We start from the raw sequence: 18,717 nt of genomic DNA on the forward strand, positions 1-18,717 counted from the left end.
TCTCCAGATTATTTTAATTTTTATATCCCGGATCGACCGGATGCGTGATGCATGATCTCTTCTTGAGAGGTATTTTTTGTCGTCAACATTGCCGCTATTTTTCCCTCATGAAAAACTGCAACACGGTCGGTCATGCCGAGAATTTCCGGCAACTCCGAGGTGATCATCACCACGCCAATGCCGTCGGCAGCAAGCTTATCGAGTAATGTGTAAATCGCGAATTTGGCCCCGACATCGATACCACGTGTTGGCTCGTCAAAGAATAGAATTTTAGAGCCGCGAAAAAGCCATTTGCTGATCGCGACTTTTTGTTGATTTCCACCTGAGAGATTTTTTACGATCTGATGGCATGAAGGCGTTTTGATATCGAGAACTCGCACATATTCCTGACCGATCGTTTCTTCCTTCGCAAACTGTATGAAACCAAATCGGTCCGAAACAGCATCAATATTAGTCAATGAAATATTGCTCGCCACCGACATTTTTATTAATAGTCCATCTTTTTTCCGGTCTTCGGAAAGATAGGCAATCCCATGCTTGATGGCGTCAATCGGTGAATCGATCATCACCTCGCTATCGCCTAAAAATATTTGCCCACCAGTAATCGGGTCTGCGCCAAATATCGCACGTGCGACTTCGGTCCGACCCGCACCTATTAACCCGGCGAACCCTAAAATTTCGCCACGTCGCAGAGTAAAACTGACTGGGCCAATGCCGTCATTTCGGGTCAATTCTTTGACCGAAAGTAATGTCTCTTCGGTGGGGACGGAGGTCCGTTCGGGAAATTTGCTATCAAGCGAGCGGCCGACCATTTTGGTTACTATCTGGTCTACGCTAATGGATGAAAAGTCATCGGTACTAACATATTTCCCGTCCCGCATGATCGTCACCCGGTCAATGATGTGTTGCATTTCATCGAGGCGGTGCGAGATATAAATAATCGACACACCTTTGCTTTTCAGATCGTTGATGATCTTGAAAAGCTGCTCGGTTTCGCTTTCGGTCAGGGAAGAAGTCGGCTCGTCCATGATCAGGACTTCCGCGTTTAATGACAAGGCCTTCGCAATCTCAACCATTTGTTGCTGCGCCACTGACAGCGACTTCACCAGATCAGTTGGCTTAACCTGCAACTTAAGACGATCAAGATACATTTGCGCGTCTGCGCACATTTTAGCTTTGTCGATGAACCAACCTTTCTTCGGCTCACGCGCCAGGAAGATGTTTTCCGCAACCGACAGTTGCGGCACCAAATTCAGTTCCTGGTGGATGATGGCAATACCAACGGCCTGCGCCTCTACGCTAGATCCAAACTGGCGCACCTCACCCTTATAAAGAATAGTCCCTTCATCGGCTTGAAATACTCCGCTGATGACTTTCATCAGAGTAGATTTTCCTGCACCGTTTTCACCGCATACCGCATGCGCCTCGCCCTTTTTCAAATCGAAACTGACACGATCCAATGCCAGCACGCCGGGAAATCGCTTAGTGATGTCTCTCAACGAAAGAATCGTCGCAATAATCGCCTCGGCAGGATCGGTCGGCAATCGTTGAACTGATTCAACAGTGTCTTCTTGCTGCATATTTTTCTCAGAAACGCTAAAGGGTTTAACAGCTTTTTTTACCCAGCATATGCAACATACGCAATTAAATTATCGCGGCTGACGTTCGCAGCTACCGGGCAATTTGTTGGCTCAACCGCTGCATTTGAATCCGCCCTCATTACGAATGAATCACGGTTTTATATGTTTAATGTACCGCCAATGAGAAATAAATAGCGGATCCACAGTGAAACTGACATCCGCTTTAAGGTGTTAATAATTGCCAAAAAAATGAAAAATGTGCTTTTGATCCTCTTTTAAAGAATGCAAACGCCATTTAAAATGAAGTTTCTTTTTTTGGTTTTATAAATATATAGAACCAAAAAACCAAAGTCAACAAACATTCATGTTGCATTGCAGAAAATGTTGTTCGACTATCGCGTAGAAATGGTGACCGGTTAAAACCAGAACACCACCGAACCAAAGGCATTTCTGTTTTCTGAGAACCTTAGCGTTAATTAAACTGACCGAAATCCGGGCGGCGTTTTTCAAAGAATGCTGTGAACGCCTCCTTAGCTTCCGGCGCTTTCAGCATTACGCCAAAATGGGCGATTTCCTGCGTCATTTGGGCTTCAATCGCGGCTGTTTGCGCACCCTTCATCAACTGCTTGGAGATGCGAATTGAGGTGGCAGGCAACGCCACCAATTTCGCAGCCTGAGCGTGGGCAAAGGCTAGCAAATCTTCTGCTGGCAATATTTTATTCACCAACCCCATGGCATGCGCTTCGGTGACATCGAAGGCTTCACCGAGGAGTAATTTTTCCGCCGCACGTTGATAACCCGCGAGTTGGGGAAGCAGCAAACTCGATGCCGCCTCAGGACATAAACCAAGCTGGCTAAAAGGCATTGAGAATCGGGCATTGTCTGATGCGTAAACCAGATCGCAATGCAACAACATGGTGGTACCTATACCAACTGCGGCGCCAGCGACTGCCGCAACTAAAGGCTTGCTGGCATGGCTGATTTGCCATAAAAATTGAAAGACCGGACTGCTTTGACTATTCGGCGGATTTTTCAAAAAGTCTTCGATGTCATTGCCTGCGCTAAATATTTGCGACTGTCCAACGAACAGAATCACACGCACGGACGCATCGCTTTCTCCATCTTTCATCGCATCGACCATGGTTTGATACATCGCCGCGGTCAGCGCATTTTTTTTCTCAAGACGATTAATTGTGATCGTCAATATGCCACTTTCTTTGCTCGTCAAAATATCCAATTTATTCTCCTGTAAGGCAAAATATAACTATCGATTATGCTGGTTCTCGTCGAATGCATTATCTCGAAAATTAGCCAAAAATTGTTTAAGAAGTTTTAATGTTTACCAAATAAAAAAGCCGCACAGCAACAGCAGTACGGCTTTTAATGTGATCAACGTCAAAGCAGTAACGCTTCTTACATACGTTCGAAAATTCCCGCCGCACCCATACCGGTCCCGACACACATCGTGACCATGCCGTACTTCAGATTCTTGCGACGTAGCGCATGAATTGTGGTCGCGGCGCGAATCGCACCGGTGGCACCAAGCGGATGGCCTAAAGCAATTGCGCCGCCCATCGGATTGACCTTCGACGGATCAAGTCCAAGGTCCTGAATCACCGCCAATGCCTGCGCCGCAAACGCTTCGTTCAATTCAATCCAGTCCAGTTGGTCTTGCGTAATACCCGCAGCGCGCAACGCAGCCGGTATCGCTTCTTTCGGACCAATTCCCATGATTTCCGGCGGCACGCCCCGAACTGCAAACGAGGCAAAACGTGCCAGCGGCGTCAAATTAAATTGCTTGAGAATTTTTTCGCTGACCAAAATCAACGCACCGGCACCATCCGAGGTCTGCGAACTATTACCAGCTGTGACGCTGCCTTTAGGCGAAAATACCGGCTTCAATTTAGCTAACGCTGCCAAGGTCGATTCGGCACGCGCACCTTCGTCACGATTAACCGTGCGGGTACTGATATCAATCTGCCCGGTTGCCAAATTTGGAAAGCGCTCAATGATATCAACCGAGGTCGTCTCGTCATCGAATTCACCTGCCAATTGAGCGGCAATCGCTTTCTGATGCGACAGCAAAGCAAATGCATCCTGCGACTCGCGCGAGACTTTCCATTGCTTCGCAACGTTCTCTGCCGTCAGACCCATGCCATACGCCATGCCAATATTTTCGTCCTTGAAGACGTTCATGTTGACCGATGGATGAAAGCCCATCATCGGTACCATCGACATTGACTCAGCACCGCCAGCAATCATGACATCGGCCTGGCCAACACGAATCCGGTCGGCTGCCATTGCAATGGCAGTAATGCCGGAGGCGCAATAGCGATTAACGGTGACGCCACCGATAGTGTTCGGCAAGCCAGCCAGCAATATGCCGTTACGCGCCATATTCAGGCCTTGTGCGCCCTCAGGAAACGAGCAGCCGATGATCGCATCTTCAACTAGTTTAGGATCCAGATCCGGCACTTGCGCCATCACTGATTGCAGTACACGCACCAACAAGTCGTCGGGACGGGTGTTCTTGAACATGCCGCGGGGCGCTTTACCGATTGGCGTCCGGGTCGCGGCAACGATATAAGCGTCTTGAAGTTGTTTAGTCATTTAAATCTCCGTTATTAGTTGCGGACCGGCTTGCCGGTTTGCAGCATGCCCATGATGCGCTCCTGCGTTTTTGGATGATTCAGCAGTTCGATAAAGGCTTTGCGCTCAAGATCCAACAGCCATTGTTCGTTCACCAGACTGCCTTCTTCGACTTCCCCGCCGCAGACAATTTCAGCCACCATACAACCCAACTTGTAGTCATGCGCCGAGATAAAACCACCATCGCGCATGTTCACCAGTTGCGCCATGATGGTTGCAATACCGCTGCGACCAACGACCGGAATCAGGGCTTTCAATGGCGGACGATATCCAGCATCGAACATCGCACGGGCCTCAACCTTGGCGACATGCAGTAATTCATACGTATTAAAAACGATGACATCGCTCGGCTTCAGATAGCCCATCTTCTTGGCTTCCAATGCCGACTTCGACACGTTCGCAGTCGCTGCATTGAGGAATGAGGACTTAAGAAATTGCAGAATGTCGTTGCCGCTGGCGTCATGCGCTGCGCGCACTGCTGCTTCTTTCAAACCACCACCGGCTGGAATCAAACCGACGCCGACTTCGACGAGACCGATGTAGGATTCGAGAGCCGCAACACGCTTGGCTGCGTGCAGGGCCAATTCGCAGCCACCGCCCAACGCCAAACCAGCCACCGCAGCAACCACCGGAACGCTCGCATACTTCAAGCCCATGAAAGCCTGCTGCAACTGCGCGACCATCGGTTCAATGGCTTTGACGCCGCCTGACATAAACAGGGGAAGCATCGATTGTAAATCTGCGCCGGCGGAGAACGCACCGCCATTTGCGGCATCCGCGTGCCACAACACCAAGCCCTTGAAGTTCTTTTCGGCTTCAGTCACGGCCATGTTCAGACCTGCAATAACACCCGGTCCGATGACATGCAACTTAGTCTTAAACGAAATAATCAGGACTTCGTCGTTTTGATGCCAGAGACGGACCGATTCATCTTCAAATACAGTCGTACCGGCAGTAGTACCGTCAGCGACACCTTCACCTACCAACGGAGCACGGAACAATTGCCGCTGATATACCGCCAGATCAGATCGTGCAACGTTCGCTTTCTTCGCTGGAGAATAAGAGCCATCAGCGCTGTGCACACCAGTGCGACCATCGAAGACCCAAGCCGGTAAAGGCGCGTTGCACAATGCTTTGCCCGCATCGATATCTTCCTTCACCCATCCAGCAATTTGTTGCCAGCCGGCAGCTTGCCAGATTTCAAACGGGCCAACACTCCAGCCAAAACCCCATCGCATCGCGAAATCGATATCGCGTGCGTTATCAGCAATCGCATCCAGATGAATGGCAATATAGTGAAAGCCATCCCGAAAAATCGACCATAGAAATTGCGCTTGTGGGTTAGTCGATTCGCGCAATGCTTTCATACGCTTAACTGGATCTTTATCTTTCAGGATGCGGGCCACCAAGTCATCGGCCTTGCCGCCGCCAGCAACATAGTCACCTGTCGCAGCATCAATACGCAAAATATCCTTGCCGACTTTTTTATAGAATCCAGCACCGGTTTTTTGGCCCAATGCGCCTTGCCCAATCAACTTGGAGAGCAATGGCGGTGTTGTATAGACGCCGTAAAATGGATCATCTTTCAAACTATCTTGCATAGTTTTGATGACATGTCCCATCGTATCCAGACCCACGACGTCAGCGGTGCGGAACGTGCCGGACTTGGCGCGGCCTAATTTGGCGCCGGTTAAATCATCGACGACATCGACCGACAGACCAAATTTCTCGGCCTGATGCGCCGTCGACAAAATACCGAACACGCCGACACGGTTGGCGATGAAGTTTGGCGTATCTTTGGCGCGTACAACACCTTTACCAAGTGTTGTAGCCAGAAAGCCTTCTAGCTGATCCAAAATTTCCGGACGCGTCGACGCGGTAGGAATCAGTTCAACCAAATGCATGTAGCGCGGGGGATTGAAAAAATGCACACCGCAAAAGCGCGCTTTCAATTCATCATCAAAACCTTCGGATAATCCGGTAATCGACAGGCCAGAAGTATTCGAGGCAAAAATAGCATTAGGCGCGATATGCGGTGCGACCTTTTTGTAAAGATCGTGCTTCCAGTCCATGCGCTCGGCAATCGCTTCAATGATCAGATCGCAATCGCCAAGTAAGGCCAGATTGTCTTCGTAGTTGCCGACCTCAATCAACGCTGCATCGTCTTTGTTTCCTAACGGTGCGGGGCTGAGTTTTTTCAAATTCTCGATGGCGCGCAGCACGATCCCGTTCTTCGGACCTTCATTAGCTGGCAAATCAAACAGAATGACCGGCACCTTGGCATTTAGACAGTGCGCAGCAATTTGTGCACCCATTACGCCAGCACCGAGAACGGCGACTTTTTTAACGATAAAATTGGACACTGTTGTCTCCTTAATTTAACAATTCTGGTACGAAAAATACAGAAAAATGCATAGAGGAAGCTTCCAACCGCTATGCAAAAAATTTAAAACAGGTCAGCATCCAACGCCATAAGGCTAGCCGAACCGGCGCGTGCCTGGCGGATCAACATGGCTGTTTCTGGCAATAAACGGGCAAAGTAAAAGCGCGCCGTTGCTAGTTTAGACACGTAAAAGGTATCGCCACTGTCTTGCTTTTCCAACGCTATTTTTGCCATCTGTGCAAAGAAGTACGCATACACCAAATGACCAACTACGCGCAAATAGGGTACCGCAGCGGCACCGGCTTCGTCTTTATTTTGGAACGACTTCATACCGATTTCCATCGTCAGTTTAGTGACCTTATCACCCAAATCGGCCAGCGGCGTGATGAACTCCGATAAGGCTTCGTCCGTGCCATTCTCTTCGATAAAAGCTTGCACTTTGGCACCGAATTTCTTCAACTTGACGCCGTTATCCATCAACACTTTACGGCCTAACAAATCCAATGACTGAATCGTATTGGTACCTTCATAAATCATGTTGATACGGGCATCACGCACATATTGCTCCATGCCCCATTCAGCGATATAACCATGGCCGCCATAGACTTGCATACACTCTGAAGTGGCGATCCAGGCGTTGTCCGTGATAAACGCTTTAACGATTGGCGTCAGCAATGCCACCTCATCAGCCGCATCTTTACGCACCGCTTCGTCGGGATGATTTAATTCCTTGTCAATTTGCAAGGCAACATAGGTGCAGAATGCACGGCCGCCTTCTGCGTAGGCCTTGGCAGTCAATAGCATGCGCCGCACGTCTGGATGCACGATGATCGGATCGGCAGCTTTATCCGGCGCTTTGATACCTGACAAGCTACGCATCTGTATCCGGTCTTTGGCGTAGACCAAGGCATTTTGATAAGCGACTTCCGTGAGACCAAGACCTTGCATGCCGACACCCAGACGCGCCGCGTTCATGAACACAAACATCGCATTCAAGCCTTTATGCGGACCGCCAATAATCCAGCCTGCCGCGCCATCCAGATTCATCTGGCAGGTTGAATTGCCGTGGATACCCATTTTTTCTTCAATGGCACCGCATGTGATTGGATTACGTGCACCGAGAGTGCCATCTGCATTAGGCAAGAATTTCGGCACCAAAAATAACGAAATCCCTTTTGATCCTTGCGGCGCATCAGGCAACCGTGCCAGGACCAAATGCAGGATGTTGTCGGCCATATCGTGTTCACCAGCGGAGATAAAAATCTTGCTGCCCGTAATCAGATAAGAACCATCCGGCTGCGGCTCGGCTTTTGAGCGCAACATGCCAAGATCTGTGCCGCAATGCGATTCGGTCAGACACATGGTGCCGGTCCATTCGCCTGATACCAGCTTTGGCAGATACACCGCTTTTTGTTCTGGCGTTCCATGCTCAAGTAAGCACTCGTAAGCGCCGTGCGACAAGCCAGGATACATAGTCCATGCTTGATTGGCAGAATTCATCATCTCGTAAAACGAATTATTCATCACCAGCGGCAAACCCTGGCCACCAAATTCCGGCACGCACGACAGCGCGGGCCAACCGGCTTCAACGTATTGCTTATAAGCTTCTTTGAAGCCCTTTGGCGTGGTAACAGTTTTATGATCTTTATCGTGCGCGCATCCTTCGCGGTCACCAGAATGGTTTAGCGGAAACAATACCTGCGACGTAAATTTACCGCCCTCTTCCAATATCTGATTGATGATATCCGCATCAATCTCCGCATGCTTCGGCAACTGCTTCAGTTCATCTTCGACATGTAACAACTCGTGCATAACGAATTGCATATCCCGCAGCGGCGCGACGTATTGACCCATGGTGTTCTCCTGATATTTAAATTTGTCAGACTGCTTTATGCGCAGACGAAGTTTGATTTTTTGCTGACACCGTGTTGCTGGCGTCTTTTTGTTCTGGCATGTTGCTGCGATTACTTTGATAACTTTGAATGAGGCGATCAAAGCCAGCTTGCGCACGTTCTTCGCTACCAGCTTTTTTTAGAAAGCGGGCATCGTGATGTAAACCCAAAATCAAGCCATACATCTCATAGACTAATTGGTCGGCATCGGTATCGGTGCGCAGATGATGTGATTCAATTGACTGGCGCACGCAACGGCATAAAGCTTTTTGCCAGGTATCGACCATCGATACTAATTGGTCGCGGATTTGTCCCGGACGATCGTCGTATTCAACTGCACCGCTAATGTAGATACAGCCGGATGAAATCTCGATCGTGACTTGTTTGATCCAACGCGCAAACATGCCGCGCAAGCGAGGTAATCCGCGTGCTTCCTTGATGCTTGGATAAAATACTTCTTGTTCAAAATGACGATGGTAAAGTTTGACGACTTCAATTTGCAGATCTTCACGTGAGCCGAAATGCGCGAATACACCCGACTTGCTCATGCTCATTTTTTCAGCCAGCAAACCTATCGTGAGCCCTTCCAGGCCATTGCGGCTGGCAAGATCAAGCGCTACATCGAGAATGGCAACGCGCGTGAGTTCGCCTTTTCGCATAAATTTAGTTTGCGTGCCCATGATTGTATGTCCCACAGTATTCCCATCTTTTTTAGGATTTACGCAAAATCGCCCCAACGGCGTTGTGCTCTTCTAGCCACCGGCGAGGCCTGACCTGCACGGCCCGGCCTAGGCGGCCCAAAACTAACATACCGACGTCGTCGGCAGGTTTGACAATTCCATTGCTGGGAAGGTTTTGCGTAAGTCCTAATAGTTAATAATCTGCTCGTAGAAATAATACGAACGACCGTTCTATTATGCACCAAAAATAGTCCTATGACATACGTTAGAGGGCAAATTCTAGTGATGCGCTTTTACCTCTGCCAAGACAGTGATAAGTCATTATTGTTGAATTTAATCAAGTCAATTTACTTAAAATAAAAGCAATTTTATTGCGCCACGAAAACATCAAAGCGCTCTAAAAATAAATGGGTAAATCGCCAAAAAAAAACAGGTCTGGTGTCCGTTTGGGGCGTCCAGTCCGCTCATTATTTAGCTTTTCTTCGGACTTCATGTCTGATTTTTATCAATCAATCGCCGGTCGCGCTTGGTTGGGCGTCCTTTTATGCGCATCGTCGGCTCGTGAAAGTATTTTCGGTCTTCTGCCACAACTTCGCGTTTTTTGAGGCTTTGTTCGGTTTCCGTATACAACGTTTGTGCGATCGCAGCCGATCCCCGCACGTCGGCGAGGCGCTGCACGACGACTTCCCATTCGTTGGCACTATTGTTGATAGCCAACGTATCACCGACTTTGACATTGTGCGCAGGCTTGACCCGATCGCCGTTCAGGGCGACCTTGCCGGTAAGAACCGCCTCTGTAGCGAGTGAACGGGTCTTAAAAAATCGGGCCGCCCACAACCATTTATCGATGCGTACCGTTTCTACTAAATTTTGCATACCAGCCCTGATACAGCGTTAAGGGAATCAAATAAGACGACTAAACGGATTAAGCAGAATATTTAAACTGGATTATCAATATCAATAAATTGATGCGTCATGCCAAAGTGTTCCGCAAGGTGCTGGCCCAAGGCTTGCACGCCGTAGCGTTCGGTGGCGTGATGTCCCGCGGCCAGATAGGCGACGCCGGATTCACGCGCCAAATGGACAGTCGGCTCCGAAATTTCACCACTCATATATACGCTGGCACCCGCCGTAATCGCAGCACCCAATAAATTTTGGGCCGCGCCGGTACACCAGGCAATCTGCCCCAACGGCTGCGACGGGTCACCGATCAGCGTTGGCTGACGCCGCAGTTTTCGCTCAATTAATTGCGCCAGATCACCCACTGTCCGGACCGCAGGATCAGCGACGGAACCCAGCCAGCCAAGGTTATCCTCACCAAAACGTCCATTTTCAACCAGTCCCAGTTCGCTTGCCAACTGCGCGTTATTCCCCAATGTCGCATGTGCATCTAGTGGCAAATGATAGGCAAATAGATTAATGTCGTGCGTCAAAAGCAATTTCAGTCTATTGTGTTTAGGCCCAATCACCCGCGCGTCCTCGCCTCGCCAGAAGTAACCGTGGTGCACAAGTATCGCATCAGCACCGGCTTCAAGCGCTGCTTCAAGCAAAGCCTGACTAGCGGTGACGCCAGTAATCAGTGTGGATATGTCAGTGCGCCCTTCCACCTGCAGGCCATTTGGGCAATAATCACGGTATTGTGTAATATTTAGCATTTCTGCCATATATTTTTCAAGTTGCACGCGGCTTACCGGCTTTTTACTCACCAACTTTTGATGCATTATCAGACCTCTTATATGCGACGTTTCTGGCTATTGTTTGCGCAAACCGTCACCATCGGTTTAGCGATCTGGTTCATTTTAACCACCCTCAAACCCGAATGGGTTAACGGCGGATTGAGCGCCAACACGCGATTACATATTGCCACCTCCAAGGTGCCAATTCAAGAAGCAGTTCCCGGCACAAAGGCCCAGAATTCATACCGCGATGCCTCAAAGCTCGCCATGCCTTCGGTCGTGAATATTTTCACTACAAAAGAAGCCAAGGCCTCGCCGAATCCGCTTTTGCAGGATCCATTATTCAAAAAATACTTTGGCGAACGATCAGAGCCAGAAGAAAAGCAGTCTAGCCTCGGCTCGGGCGTCATCGTCAGTTCTCAAGGTTATATTCTGACCAATAACCATGTGGTCGAAGCCGCTGACGAAATTGAAGTGGGACTGGCAGATGGGCGTACCGCCACCGCGAAAGTCGTCGGTAGTGACCCTGACACCGATCTGGCGGTGATTAAGATTGACTTGCCAAACTTGCCAGCGATTACGCTCGGCCATATCGATGAGGCCAGCGTAGGTGACGTCGTGTTGGCAATCGGCAATCCGTTTGGAGTTGGTCAGACTGTCACCATGGGAATCATTTCCGCACTTGGTCGCAGTCATCTCGGTATCAACGCATTCGAAAATTTTATTCAAACCGACGCCGCGATCAATCCCGGCAATTCAGGCGGCGCACTGGTTGATACCAATGGCAATCTGCTCGGTATCAATACAGCAATTTACTCTCGTACCGGTGGTTCGTTGGGGATCGGTTTCGCCATTCCGGTATCAACCGCTAAAACGGTCATGGAATCAATCATCAATACCGGTAGCGTGGTGCGCGGCTATATTGGTGTTGAGCCACAAGATATTACCCCTGAACTGGCGGAAAGCTTTGGCCTGGCGCAGAAAAAGGGCGCAATTATTGCGGGCGTTCTGAAAAATGGTCCAGCAGATAAGGCCGGCATAAAACCCGGCGATATTCTGGTGGCAATTAATGAGACGCCGATTGCAGACACGACGGACCTACTTAATGTGGTCGCAAAATTTGCGCCCGGTACCAAGGTCAAAATGGAAGTGATCCGTAAAACAAAAAAAATGGCGATTGATCTGTTAATTGGCAAGCGTCCGCTCCTCAAACAACAAGAACAAGAATAGAGAGCAATTGATGCACGTGCGCGACCTGACGCAATTTTTGGCCGAATTATCGGAAAATAATAATCGTGCGTGGTTTGTGATGAACAAACCACGTTACGACATCTTGCGGGCGGAGTTTCTCGAGTTAGTCATTCGCCTTATCGGGGAAATTACACGTTTCGATCCTGCAGTGGCGGCCTGTAATCCTAAAAAAGCGCTGTTTAGAATTAACCGGGACATGCGCTTTTCGCACGATAAAAATCCGTATAAAACAACGTTTTCTGCCGCGATAACAGCTAGCGGCCTAAAGCGACCAAGCCAGGGCGGCGGGCCAATGTACTATTTTCACGTCAATGCCGATGGCATGTTGCGCATCGCGGCAGGAGAATATATACCGCCGATTGATCGTTTACGGGCTATCCGCCAACAAATCGTGAGCGATAACATTGGCTTCAGTAAGCTAATAAAAAATAAAAAATTAATTGAAAGTTACAACGGCCTTCAAATTGGCGAACAATTAGTGCGGCCGCCCAAAGGTTTTGACGCTGCATCGCCTCACATTGACTATATTCGACTGAAAAGTTTCTTGGTGCGTCGAGAGCAGCCAATCAATAAAATGCTCGGCGAGGCAATGGAAAAAGAACTTATCGCCAGCTTTAAGGATGCCTATCCGCTGGTCAGTTGGCTGCGTCAAATCAACACATTCGAATGATAAGAGCGATAAAGAAAGAGATAAAGAAAGACATAAAATTAGGGTAACGATAGACCAACGATGATGGGCGCATGATGGGGATGACGGCAGTGGTCAGCCTAATTTCGTGCAGCGCTATAACTCAGTTATCAAGTTGAAGCGCGGACGAGCCATCGTGCCGCGCTACAAAACGTCAGATAGTTTCTTCAGCATCCTTCGGCGCTTGGGTTGCCTTGACGAACAAAGGGGCAACAAGAAGGCCGACTTCATATAGCAGACACAGCGGCACCGCCAATAATAACTGGCTCATAATGTCGGGCGGCGTGACCACCGCCGCGACGACGAACGCCCCGACCACGACATAAGGTCGAATTGCTTTCAGCTTTTCAAGCGAAACCAGACCCATACGCACCAACACGATCACAACGATTGGAACCTCGAACGTCAAGCCGAAAGCGATGAACATCGTCATCACAAAATCAAAATAACTATCGATATCCGGCGCGACCGAAATGGATTTGGGTGCAAAGTTGTTAATGAAGTGAAAAATGACCTTAAACACCAGGAAGTAACAGAAAGCGACCCCGGTGATAAATAGGGCAGATGATGAAATCACCAGCGGTGCGATGAGCTTTTTTTCGTGCGCGTACAAACCTGGAGCAATGAATGCCCACAATTGATACAGAACCCACGGCAGGGCAATAACGAACGCCACCAGCAACGTTACCTTGACCGGGATAAGAAAAGGCGTTATCACGCCGGTAGCAATCATTTTGCTACCGGTCGGAAGTGCTGCGATCATTGGTGCGGCCAACAGATCGTAAATATTTGCCGCCCAAGGCATCAGGCACAGAAAGACCACGATAACCGCGATTGACGCCTTCATGATGCGATTGCGCAACTCCACCAAATGCGAGATAAATGTTTCCTCGACGGCGCTGGTTTTTGATTCTTCAGTCATGGTTCACACCAACGTTATTGTGCAGACTAGCCTGCTGGCGTAAATAGGGAAAACCCGATGGACACATACCATCAGAATTATTAACGAGATTGTGACCGACGATCAAACTCATGCGTAAAAAGAAGAGTTATTTTTGGTCCGGCCGGCAGGACGGTATTTTGCAACACGCGCAGCGCCTGAGATAACACGCGCTTTCCGGCCATTCTGGCTTTTATACCAGCCCGGAATAGCGCTATTTTTAGCGAGTTTTTTCTTGCGAAAATTTTTGGCTTTACGCGCAAGCTGTTCGACGTTGCCTGTCACTAACGGCGTGTCTGTGAGATTGTCATCCCATGCCGCGTGCAACGAATCTTTGGTATCCGAGATTGTCCGTGAAACACTGTCCTCAAATCCACTGGCCGCGTCCTGCACGTCTTTTTGCATCTTGCGCAAACCTTCAAGCTCAATCTCACGACTGACCTCGGATTTGACCTCATTGATATAGCGCTGGGCGCGACCAAACAGCGAGCCCGCCATGCGTGCTACGGTCGGCAATTTTTCCGGTCCAATCACAACCAGTGCAACGACGCCAATTACTGCGAGTTTCGTGAGGCCAATATCAATCATGAGGTGATTGCGGCAAACGCTGAATGTGCATAACTCCGGCAAAACAACACTATGCCGGAGTCATTCAATCAACGGCCGGTTTTATCCTGTTCTTTGGCTGCAACGTCAATGGTCGGTTTGACTGCTTGCGCTTCGGCTTCTTTCTCTTCTTCGCCTTTAACACCGTCTTTAAAGCCTTTAACGGCTTTTCCAAGATCAGCGCCCATATTGCCAATTTTTTTGGTACCGAATACCAACATCACGATAACCAGCACTATTAACCAGTGCCAAATACTGAACGAACCCATACTATCTCCTTGCCGAACGATGATGTCCGGAACGCTATGACCACAGTGCCAGACAGTAATAGTCTGGCAGGACTGTGTGCTTATTTACTTGTACACATACAAATTTTAATTACTAAATTCGGTCCTGCAATCTTGCGCCGCCATCATAAGACAGTTGATGACGCCTTTAGAACTTGCCTAAAGGCTCAGCTTTCAGTTCAGCTACACCTCAATGTTGCCCCTTCCAGGGACGTGGCCCACCGATAACGTGCACATGCAAATGGTATACCTCTTGACCGCCATCTGGACCGGTATTGAATAAAGTCTTGAAGCCGCCGCTTGACTGGCCTTCCGCATCGATTTTGTAGCCGCAACCCTGCTCTTCGGCCAGACGCGGAACTAATAACATCATTTTACCTAGCAACGCTGCATGTTGCTCGCTACAATCTGCAAGAGTAGAAATGTGTTGCTTTGGAATAATCAAAAAATGAACCGGTGCGGCCGGGTTGTGATCATGAAAAGCCACTACATCGTCATCTTCGTAAATGAGATTGGATGATATCTGTTTAGAAGCGATCTTGCAAAAAATACAGTTGTCCAAATTCATCTCCACGGATTGATAGCGCCATAGTGGTATTAGTTTTGCTACGGCGCAAAAACTCAGATTTTAACGATGCAATTTTTTGTCACGCGTTATTGTTTGTTTTGCACTGCTTGTACAACCGGAATTTCTTGTAATTCTTCTTTTTCGCGTGCAATCAGCTTGCGATTCGCTTTTTCTTCAATACCGGACAAACCCTCGCGGCGCGCCAGCTCGTCCAATACATCCTGCGGCGTCAAATCGAATTGCGCCAACATGATCATCGAATGAAACCAAAGGTCGGCACATTCATATAGCACATGTGATTTATCGCCATCGACCCGCGCATCCTTGGCCGCCATCACGGTTTCGGTCGCTTCTTCACCGATTTTTTTCAAAATCGCATCGTCGCCCTTCGAAAACAAACGGGCAACATACGATTTTTCCGGGTCTCCGCCATTGATTAACTTGCGCGACTCGATAATTTCGGACAACCGCCGTAACGTTTCACTCATGATGCAGACTCATTATTCATTTATACATTATCTTCGGATCTTTCAGGACTGGCTCTACGGCATTCCAGAGACCTGATTTTTCCGAACCTTCAAACTTTTGGAAGAAACAAGAGTGGCGCCCCGTATGACATGCGATGTCACCGGCTTGCTCAACTCTTAACAGCACGACATCTTCATCACAATCCAGGCGGATTTCATGTACTTTTTGCACGTGACCAGATTCTTCACCTTTATGCCAAAGCTTCTTGCGCGAACGGCTCCAATACACCGCCTCACCCAGAGCAACCGTTTTTGCGAGTGCATCACGATTCATCCAGGCAAACATCAACACATCGCCAGATCCGACTTCTTGCGCGATGACCGGCACTAAACCGTGCTCATCCCATCTCACTTTATTTAACCAGGTCACACTCATGCCAGCCTCATCGGAATTTGTTGTGCAGCCATAAAACGTTTGGCTTCTTGTACCGTATGTTGCCCATAATGGAAGATACTCGCCGCCAATACTGCATCCGCACGACCAATTTTGATACCATCAGCCAGATCCTGCAAACCACCGACGCCACCGGAAGCAATCACCGGAATTCTCACCGCGTTAGAGACGCTACTCGTCAGCGCCAGATCGAATCCAGCCTTGGTGCCATCACGATCCATGCTGGTCAACAAAATTTCACCGGCACCAAGTAGCTCCATCTTTTGCGCCCACTCAATCGCATCCAGCCCAGTCGCGGTGCGACCGCCGTGCGTAAAGACTTCCCATTTTCCGGGTGCCGTTTGTTTGGCATCGATGGCGACGACAATACATTGCGAACCGTATTTGCTGGCCGCGTCTGCGACTAATTGCGGATTAGTGACGGCAGAAGTGTTAATGCTGACCTTGTCAGCACCCGCGTTTAACAAACGGCGGACATCGGAAACAACACGTACACCGCCGCCGACTGTTAATGGAATAAATACCTGCGAGGCTACCGCTTCGATGATGTCAAGAATCAGATCGCGGTTGTCCGAAGAAGCCGTAATATCAAGGAAAGTGAGCTCGTCCGCGCCCTGCTCATCATAACGACGCGCAATTTCGACCGGGTCCCCAGCATCGCGCAGCTCGGTAAAATTAACGCCCTTCACAACGCGACCATTGGTCACATCCAGGCAAGGAATGATACGCTTGGCGAGTGTCATGATTGATCAGCGTCCGGCTGCTCCGACAAATCATCTTCCGCGTCAGCTGACTCCGTCAGTTCGTCAGCACGCTCTTGCGCGCTGCGCAAATCGAGTGTGCCTTCATAAATTGACCGACCGCAGATAACGCCTTCAATCCCTTCGTCTTGCACCGCACACAAAGCCTCAACGTCATCAATATTGTGGACGCCGCCCGAGGCAATAACAGGAATCGACATACTTTGGGCCAGCTTGACTGTTGCCTCAATATTTACGCCGCCCATCATGCCATCGCGACCAATATCGGTATAGATGATCGAGTTGCAACCGTAATCTTCGAATTTTTTCGCCAGATCGATGACTTCATGGCCCGACAGTTTGCTCCAGCCATCGGTCGCCACTTTGCCATCCCGCGCATCAAGGCCGACAATGATTTGTCCTGGAAAAGCGCTACAGGCATCGTGTAAAAAGCCAGGATTCTTCACCGCAGCAGTGCCAATGATGATGTAGCTCAATCCATCGTCCAGATAACGTTCAATTGTGTCGAGATCACGAATACCGCCGCCCAATTGCACCGGAATTTCATCAATGCCGTGCGCTAATGCAAACTCGCGAACTGATTTGATGATGGATTTAACGGCTGACTCATTTTTCGGTTTGCCAGCAAAAGCGCCATTCAAATCAACCAGATGCAGACGACGTGCGCCTTGCTCTAGCCAATGCAGCGCCATTTTGCCCGGATCATCGGAAAATACAGTGGCTTGGTTCATGTCACCTTGTTTCAGGCGAACACAGTGACCGTCTTTCAGGTCGATTGCAGGTATCAGCAGCATGGCTACAATTTGAGAAGTAGGTTAAAAAAATAAACGTAAAAATAAATATGAAACCGATATAAGCGCTGCATATTACGCACTAAAAACTGAACAAGCCAATCAAGAGGGCGCTAAATCAGCCAAACACCCGAACCGGCTAGCCAGCTAACATCACGCAATCAGGGGTTCCAGTGGACGAAGTTCTTGTAAAGCTGCAGACCCGCAGAGGCACTTTTCTCCGGGTGGAACTGCGTCGCGAAAATATTATCACGTGCGACCGCACAACTGAATGGCGCACCATAATTGGTCTCGCCGACAGTGTGAGCAGGATCTGCCGGAACCGCATAATAACTATGAACGAAATAGAAATACGCGTCGTCAGCAACGTCCTGCCATAGTGGATGAGAGCGTGACTGATGAACCCGATTCCATCCCATTTGGGGGACCTTAAAACGCGAACCATCTTCCTGCAACTGTTCGTCGAGTTGGAAACGCACCACTTTGCCCGGCAACAAACCCAGACCTGGCGTATCGCCCTCGTCGCTCCAGTCAAACAACATCTGCTCGCCAATGCATACGCCCAACAACGGTTTATTGCGTGCCGCTACGAGTACTGCCTCTTGCACACCAGAATCACGCAAGCTGCGCATGCAATCCGGCATTGCTCCCTGACCCGGTAATACGATGCGGTCAGCCGACTGAATCTCGGCGACATCACCTGAAATACGCACGTCAGCCTCTGGCGCTACCTGACGCAAGGCCTGCGCTACCGAGCGCAAATTGCCGACGCCATAATCAACTATAACAATTTTTTTCATAATAAAAAGTAAATTCGGACGGGAAATGCGATTCACGGTCAGGCTTGACGTCACACGATATCTGACAATTGTAATCTGTTAAGGCATCTTGATTTCGATAACGGAATCAAGAGAATCAGCCGAATAACAATCTCAAACGCAGCATAACTTAACACAAAGACAACCTACCGTGCCTTGCACTTATGAGACATTTGGCAACATTGCAGATTAACCTGCACCGGTGCCGCGCCTATTCACGGTCTTC

General features: G+C 49.2%; 19 protein-coding genes. 2 read left to right on the forward strand and 17 right to left on the reverse strand.

Annotated elements, in window-relative coordinates; all coding sequences use genetic code 11:
- Positions 1–20: 20 nt before the first annotated feature.
- From QN379_RS01625 to QN379_RS01660, 8 genes are all read right to left on the reverse strand, one after another.
- On the reverse strand, positions 21–1,580 hold the full coding sequence (locus tag QN379_RS01625; protein ID WP_323505825.1) for a sugar ABC transporter ATP-binding protein: 1,560 nt from the start codon (positions 1,578–1,580) through the stop codon (positions 21–23).
- Between the two features lie 472 nt (positions 1,581–2,052).
- Positions 2,053–2,817, reverse strand: coding sequence for an enoyl-CoA hydratase (locus QN379_RS01630; RefSeq protein ID WP_322235562.1), 765 nt, complete (start codon positions 2,815–2,817; stop codon positions 2,053–2,055).
- A gap of 176 nt (positions 2,818–2,993) precedes the next feature.
- Entirely contained in the window at positions 2,994–4,190 is a 1,197-nt protein-coding gene (locus QN379_RS01635) for an acetyl-CoA C-acyltransferase (protein ID WP_323505826.1), read from the reverse strand.
- Between the two features lie 14 nt (positions 4,191–4,204).
- Positions 4,205–6,592 (reverse strand): 3-hydroxyacyl-CoA dehydrogenase/enoyl-CoA hydratase family protein, encoded by a 2,388-nt coding sequence (locus QN379_RS01640; RefSeq protein WP_323505827.1) that lies wholly within the window; start codon positions 6,590–6,592, stop codon positions 4,205–4,207.
- A gap of 83 nt (positions 6,593–6,675) precedes the next feature.
- Positions 6,676–8,466, reverse strand: a complete 1,791-nt coding sequence (locus tag QN379_RS01645; protein ID WP_323505828.1) for an acyl-CoA dehydrogenase C-terminal domain-containing protein — start codon at positions 8,464–8,466, stop codon at positions 6,676–6,678.
- Between the two features lie 25 nt (positions 8,467–8,491).
- Positions 8,492–9,163 (reverse strand): TetR/AcrR family transcriptional regulator, encoded by a 672-nt coding sequence (locus QN379_RS01650; RefSeq protein WP_323505899.1) that lies wholly within the window; start codon positions 9,161–9,163, stop codon positions 8,492–8,494.
- Between the two features lie 510 nt (positions 9,164–9,673).
- The gene (locus QN379_RS01655) at positions 9,674–10,060 is read right to left on the reverse strand and encodes an RNA-binding S4 domain-containing protein (RefSeq protein ID WP_322235554.1); all 387 of its coding nucleotides are present in this window, start codon (positions 10,058–10,060) and stop codon (positions 9,674–9,676) included.
- A gap of 62 nt (positions 10,061–10,122) precedes the next feature.
- Positions 10,123–10,905 carry a Nif3-like dinuclear metal center hexameric protein gene (locus QN379_RS01660; RefSeq protein WP_322235552.1) on the reverse strand — a complete coding sequence of 261 codons (783 nt, stop codon included), beginning with the start codon at positions 10,903–10,905 and terminating at the stop codon, positions 10,123–10,125.
- A gap of 15 nt (positions 10,906–10,920) precedes the next feature.
- On the opposite strand from QN379_RS01660, the gene QN379_RS01665 reads away from it, so the two are divergent.
- Complete coding sequence (locus QN379_RS01665) at positions 10,921–12,090, forward strand: Do family serine endopeptidase (protein ID WP_323505829.1); 1,170 nt, start codon at positions 10,921–10,923, stop codon at positions 12,088–12,090.
- A gap of 10 nt (positions 12,091–12,100) precedes the next feature.
- A complete protein-coding gene (locus tag QN379_RS01670) occupies positions 12,101–12,781 on the forward strand; it encodes a DUF2461 domain-containing protein (protein ID WP_323505830.1) in 681 nt (226 codons plus the stop codon).
- A 172-nt stretch (positions 12,782–12,953) separates the two neighbouring features.
- Here QN379_RS01670 and tatC read toward each other — a convergent pair whose 3' ends face one another.
- The 9 genes from tatC to hisH form a co-directional block, all read right to left on the reverse strand.
- On the reverse strand, positions 12,954–13,721 hold the full coding sequence (tatC, locus tag QN379_RS01675; protein WP_322235548.1) for a twin-arginine translocase subunit TatC: 768 nt from the start codon (positions 13,719–13,721) through the stop codon (positions 12,954–12,956).
- A gap of 108 nt (positions 13,722–13,829) precedes the next feature.
- Positions 13,830–14,327 (reverse strand): Sec-independent protein translocase protein TatB, encoded by a 498-nt coding sequence (tatB, locus tag QN379_RS01680; protein ID WP_322235546.1) that lies wholly within the window; start codon positions 14,325–14,327, stop codon positions 13,830–13,832.
- Positions 14,328–14,395: 68 nt separating this feature from the next.
- A complete protein-coding gene (tatA, locus tag QN379_RS01685) occupies positions 14,396–14,614 on the reverse strand; it encodes a Sec-independent protein translocase subunit TatA (protein ID WP_322235545.1) in 219 nt (72 codons plus the stop codon).
- Positions 14,615–14,822: 208 nt separating this feature from the next.
- The gene (locus tag QN379_RS01690) at positions 14,823–15,194 is read right to left on the reverse strand and encodes a histidine triad nucleotide-binding protein (protein WP_322235542.1); all 372 of its coding nucleotides are present in this window, start codon (positions 15,192–15,194) and stop codon (positions 14,823–14,825) included.
- Between the two features lie 92 nt (positions 15,195–15,286).
- Positions 15,287–15,688: a phosphoribosyl-ATP diphosphatase gene (locus QN379_RS01695; RefSeq protein ID WP_322235539.1), complete on the reverse strand. Its 402-nt coding sequence runs from the start codon at positions 15,686–15,688 to the stop codon at positions 15,287–15,289.
- A gap of 16 nt (positions 15,689–15,704) precedes the next feature.
- The gene (gene hisI / locus QN379_RS01700; protein ID WP_322235536.1) at positions 15,705–16,103 is read right to left on the reverse strand and encodes a phosphoribosyl-AMP cyclohydrolase; all 399 of its coding nucleotides are present in this window, start codon (positions 16,101–16,103) and stop codon (positions 15,705–15,707) included.
- Complete coding sequence (gene hisF / locus QN379_RS01705; RefSeq protein WP_322235534.1) at positions 16,100–16,864, reverse strand: imidazole glycerol phosphate synthase subunit HisF; 765 nt, start codon at positions 16,862–16,864, stop codon at positions 16,100–16,102. Before hisF ends, hisI begins: the two co-directional genes overlap by 4 nt.
- Positions 16,861–17,676 (reverse strand): 1-(5-phosphoribosyl)-5-[(5-phosphoribosylamino)methylideneamino]imidazole-4-carboxamide isomerase, encoded by an 816-nt coding sequence (gene hisA, locus QN379_RS01710; RefSeq protein ID WP_322235532.1) that lies wholly within the window; start codon positions 17,674–17,676, stop codon positions 16,861–16,863. Before hisA ends, hisF begins: the two co-directional genes overlap by 4 nt.
- Before the next feature lie 158 nt (positions 17,677–17,834).
- Positions 17,835–18,473: an imidazole glycerol phosphate synthase subunit HisH gene (gene hisH / locus QN379_RS01715; protein WP_322235530.1), complete on the reverse strand. Its 639-nt coding sequence runs from the start codon at positions 18,471–18,473 to the stop codon at positions 17,835–17,837.
- Positions 18,474–18,717: the final 244 nt, after the last annotated feature.

This window comes from Glaciimonas sp. Gout2, assembly GCF_035018905.1.
In the GTDB taxonomy this organism is placed as follows: domain Bacteria; phylum Pseudomonadota; class Gammaproteobacteria; order Burkholderiales; family Burkholderiaceae_D; genus Glaciimonas.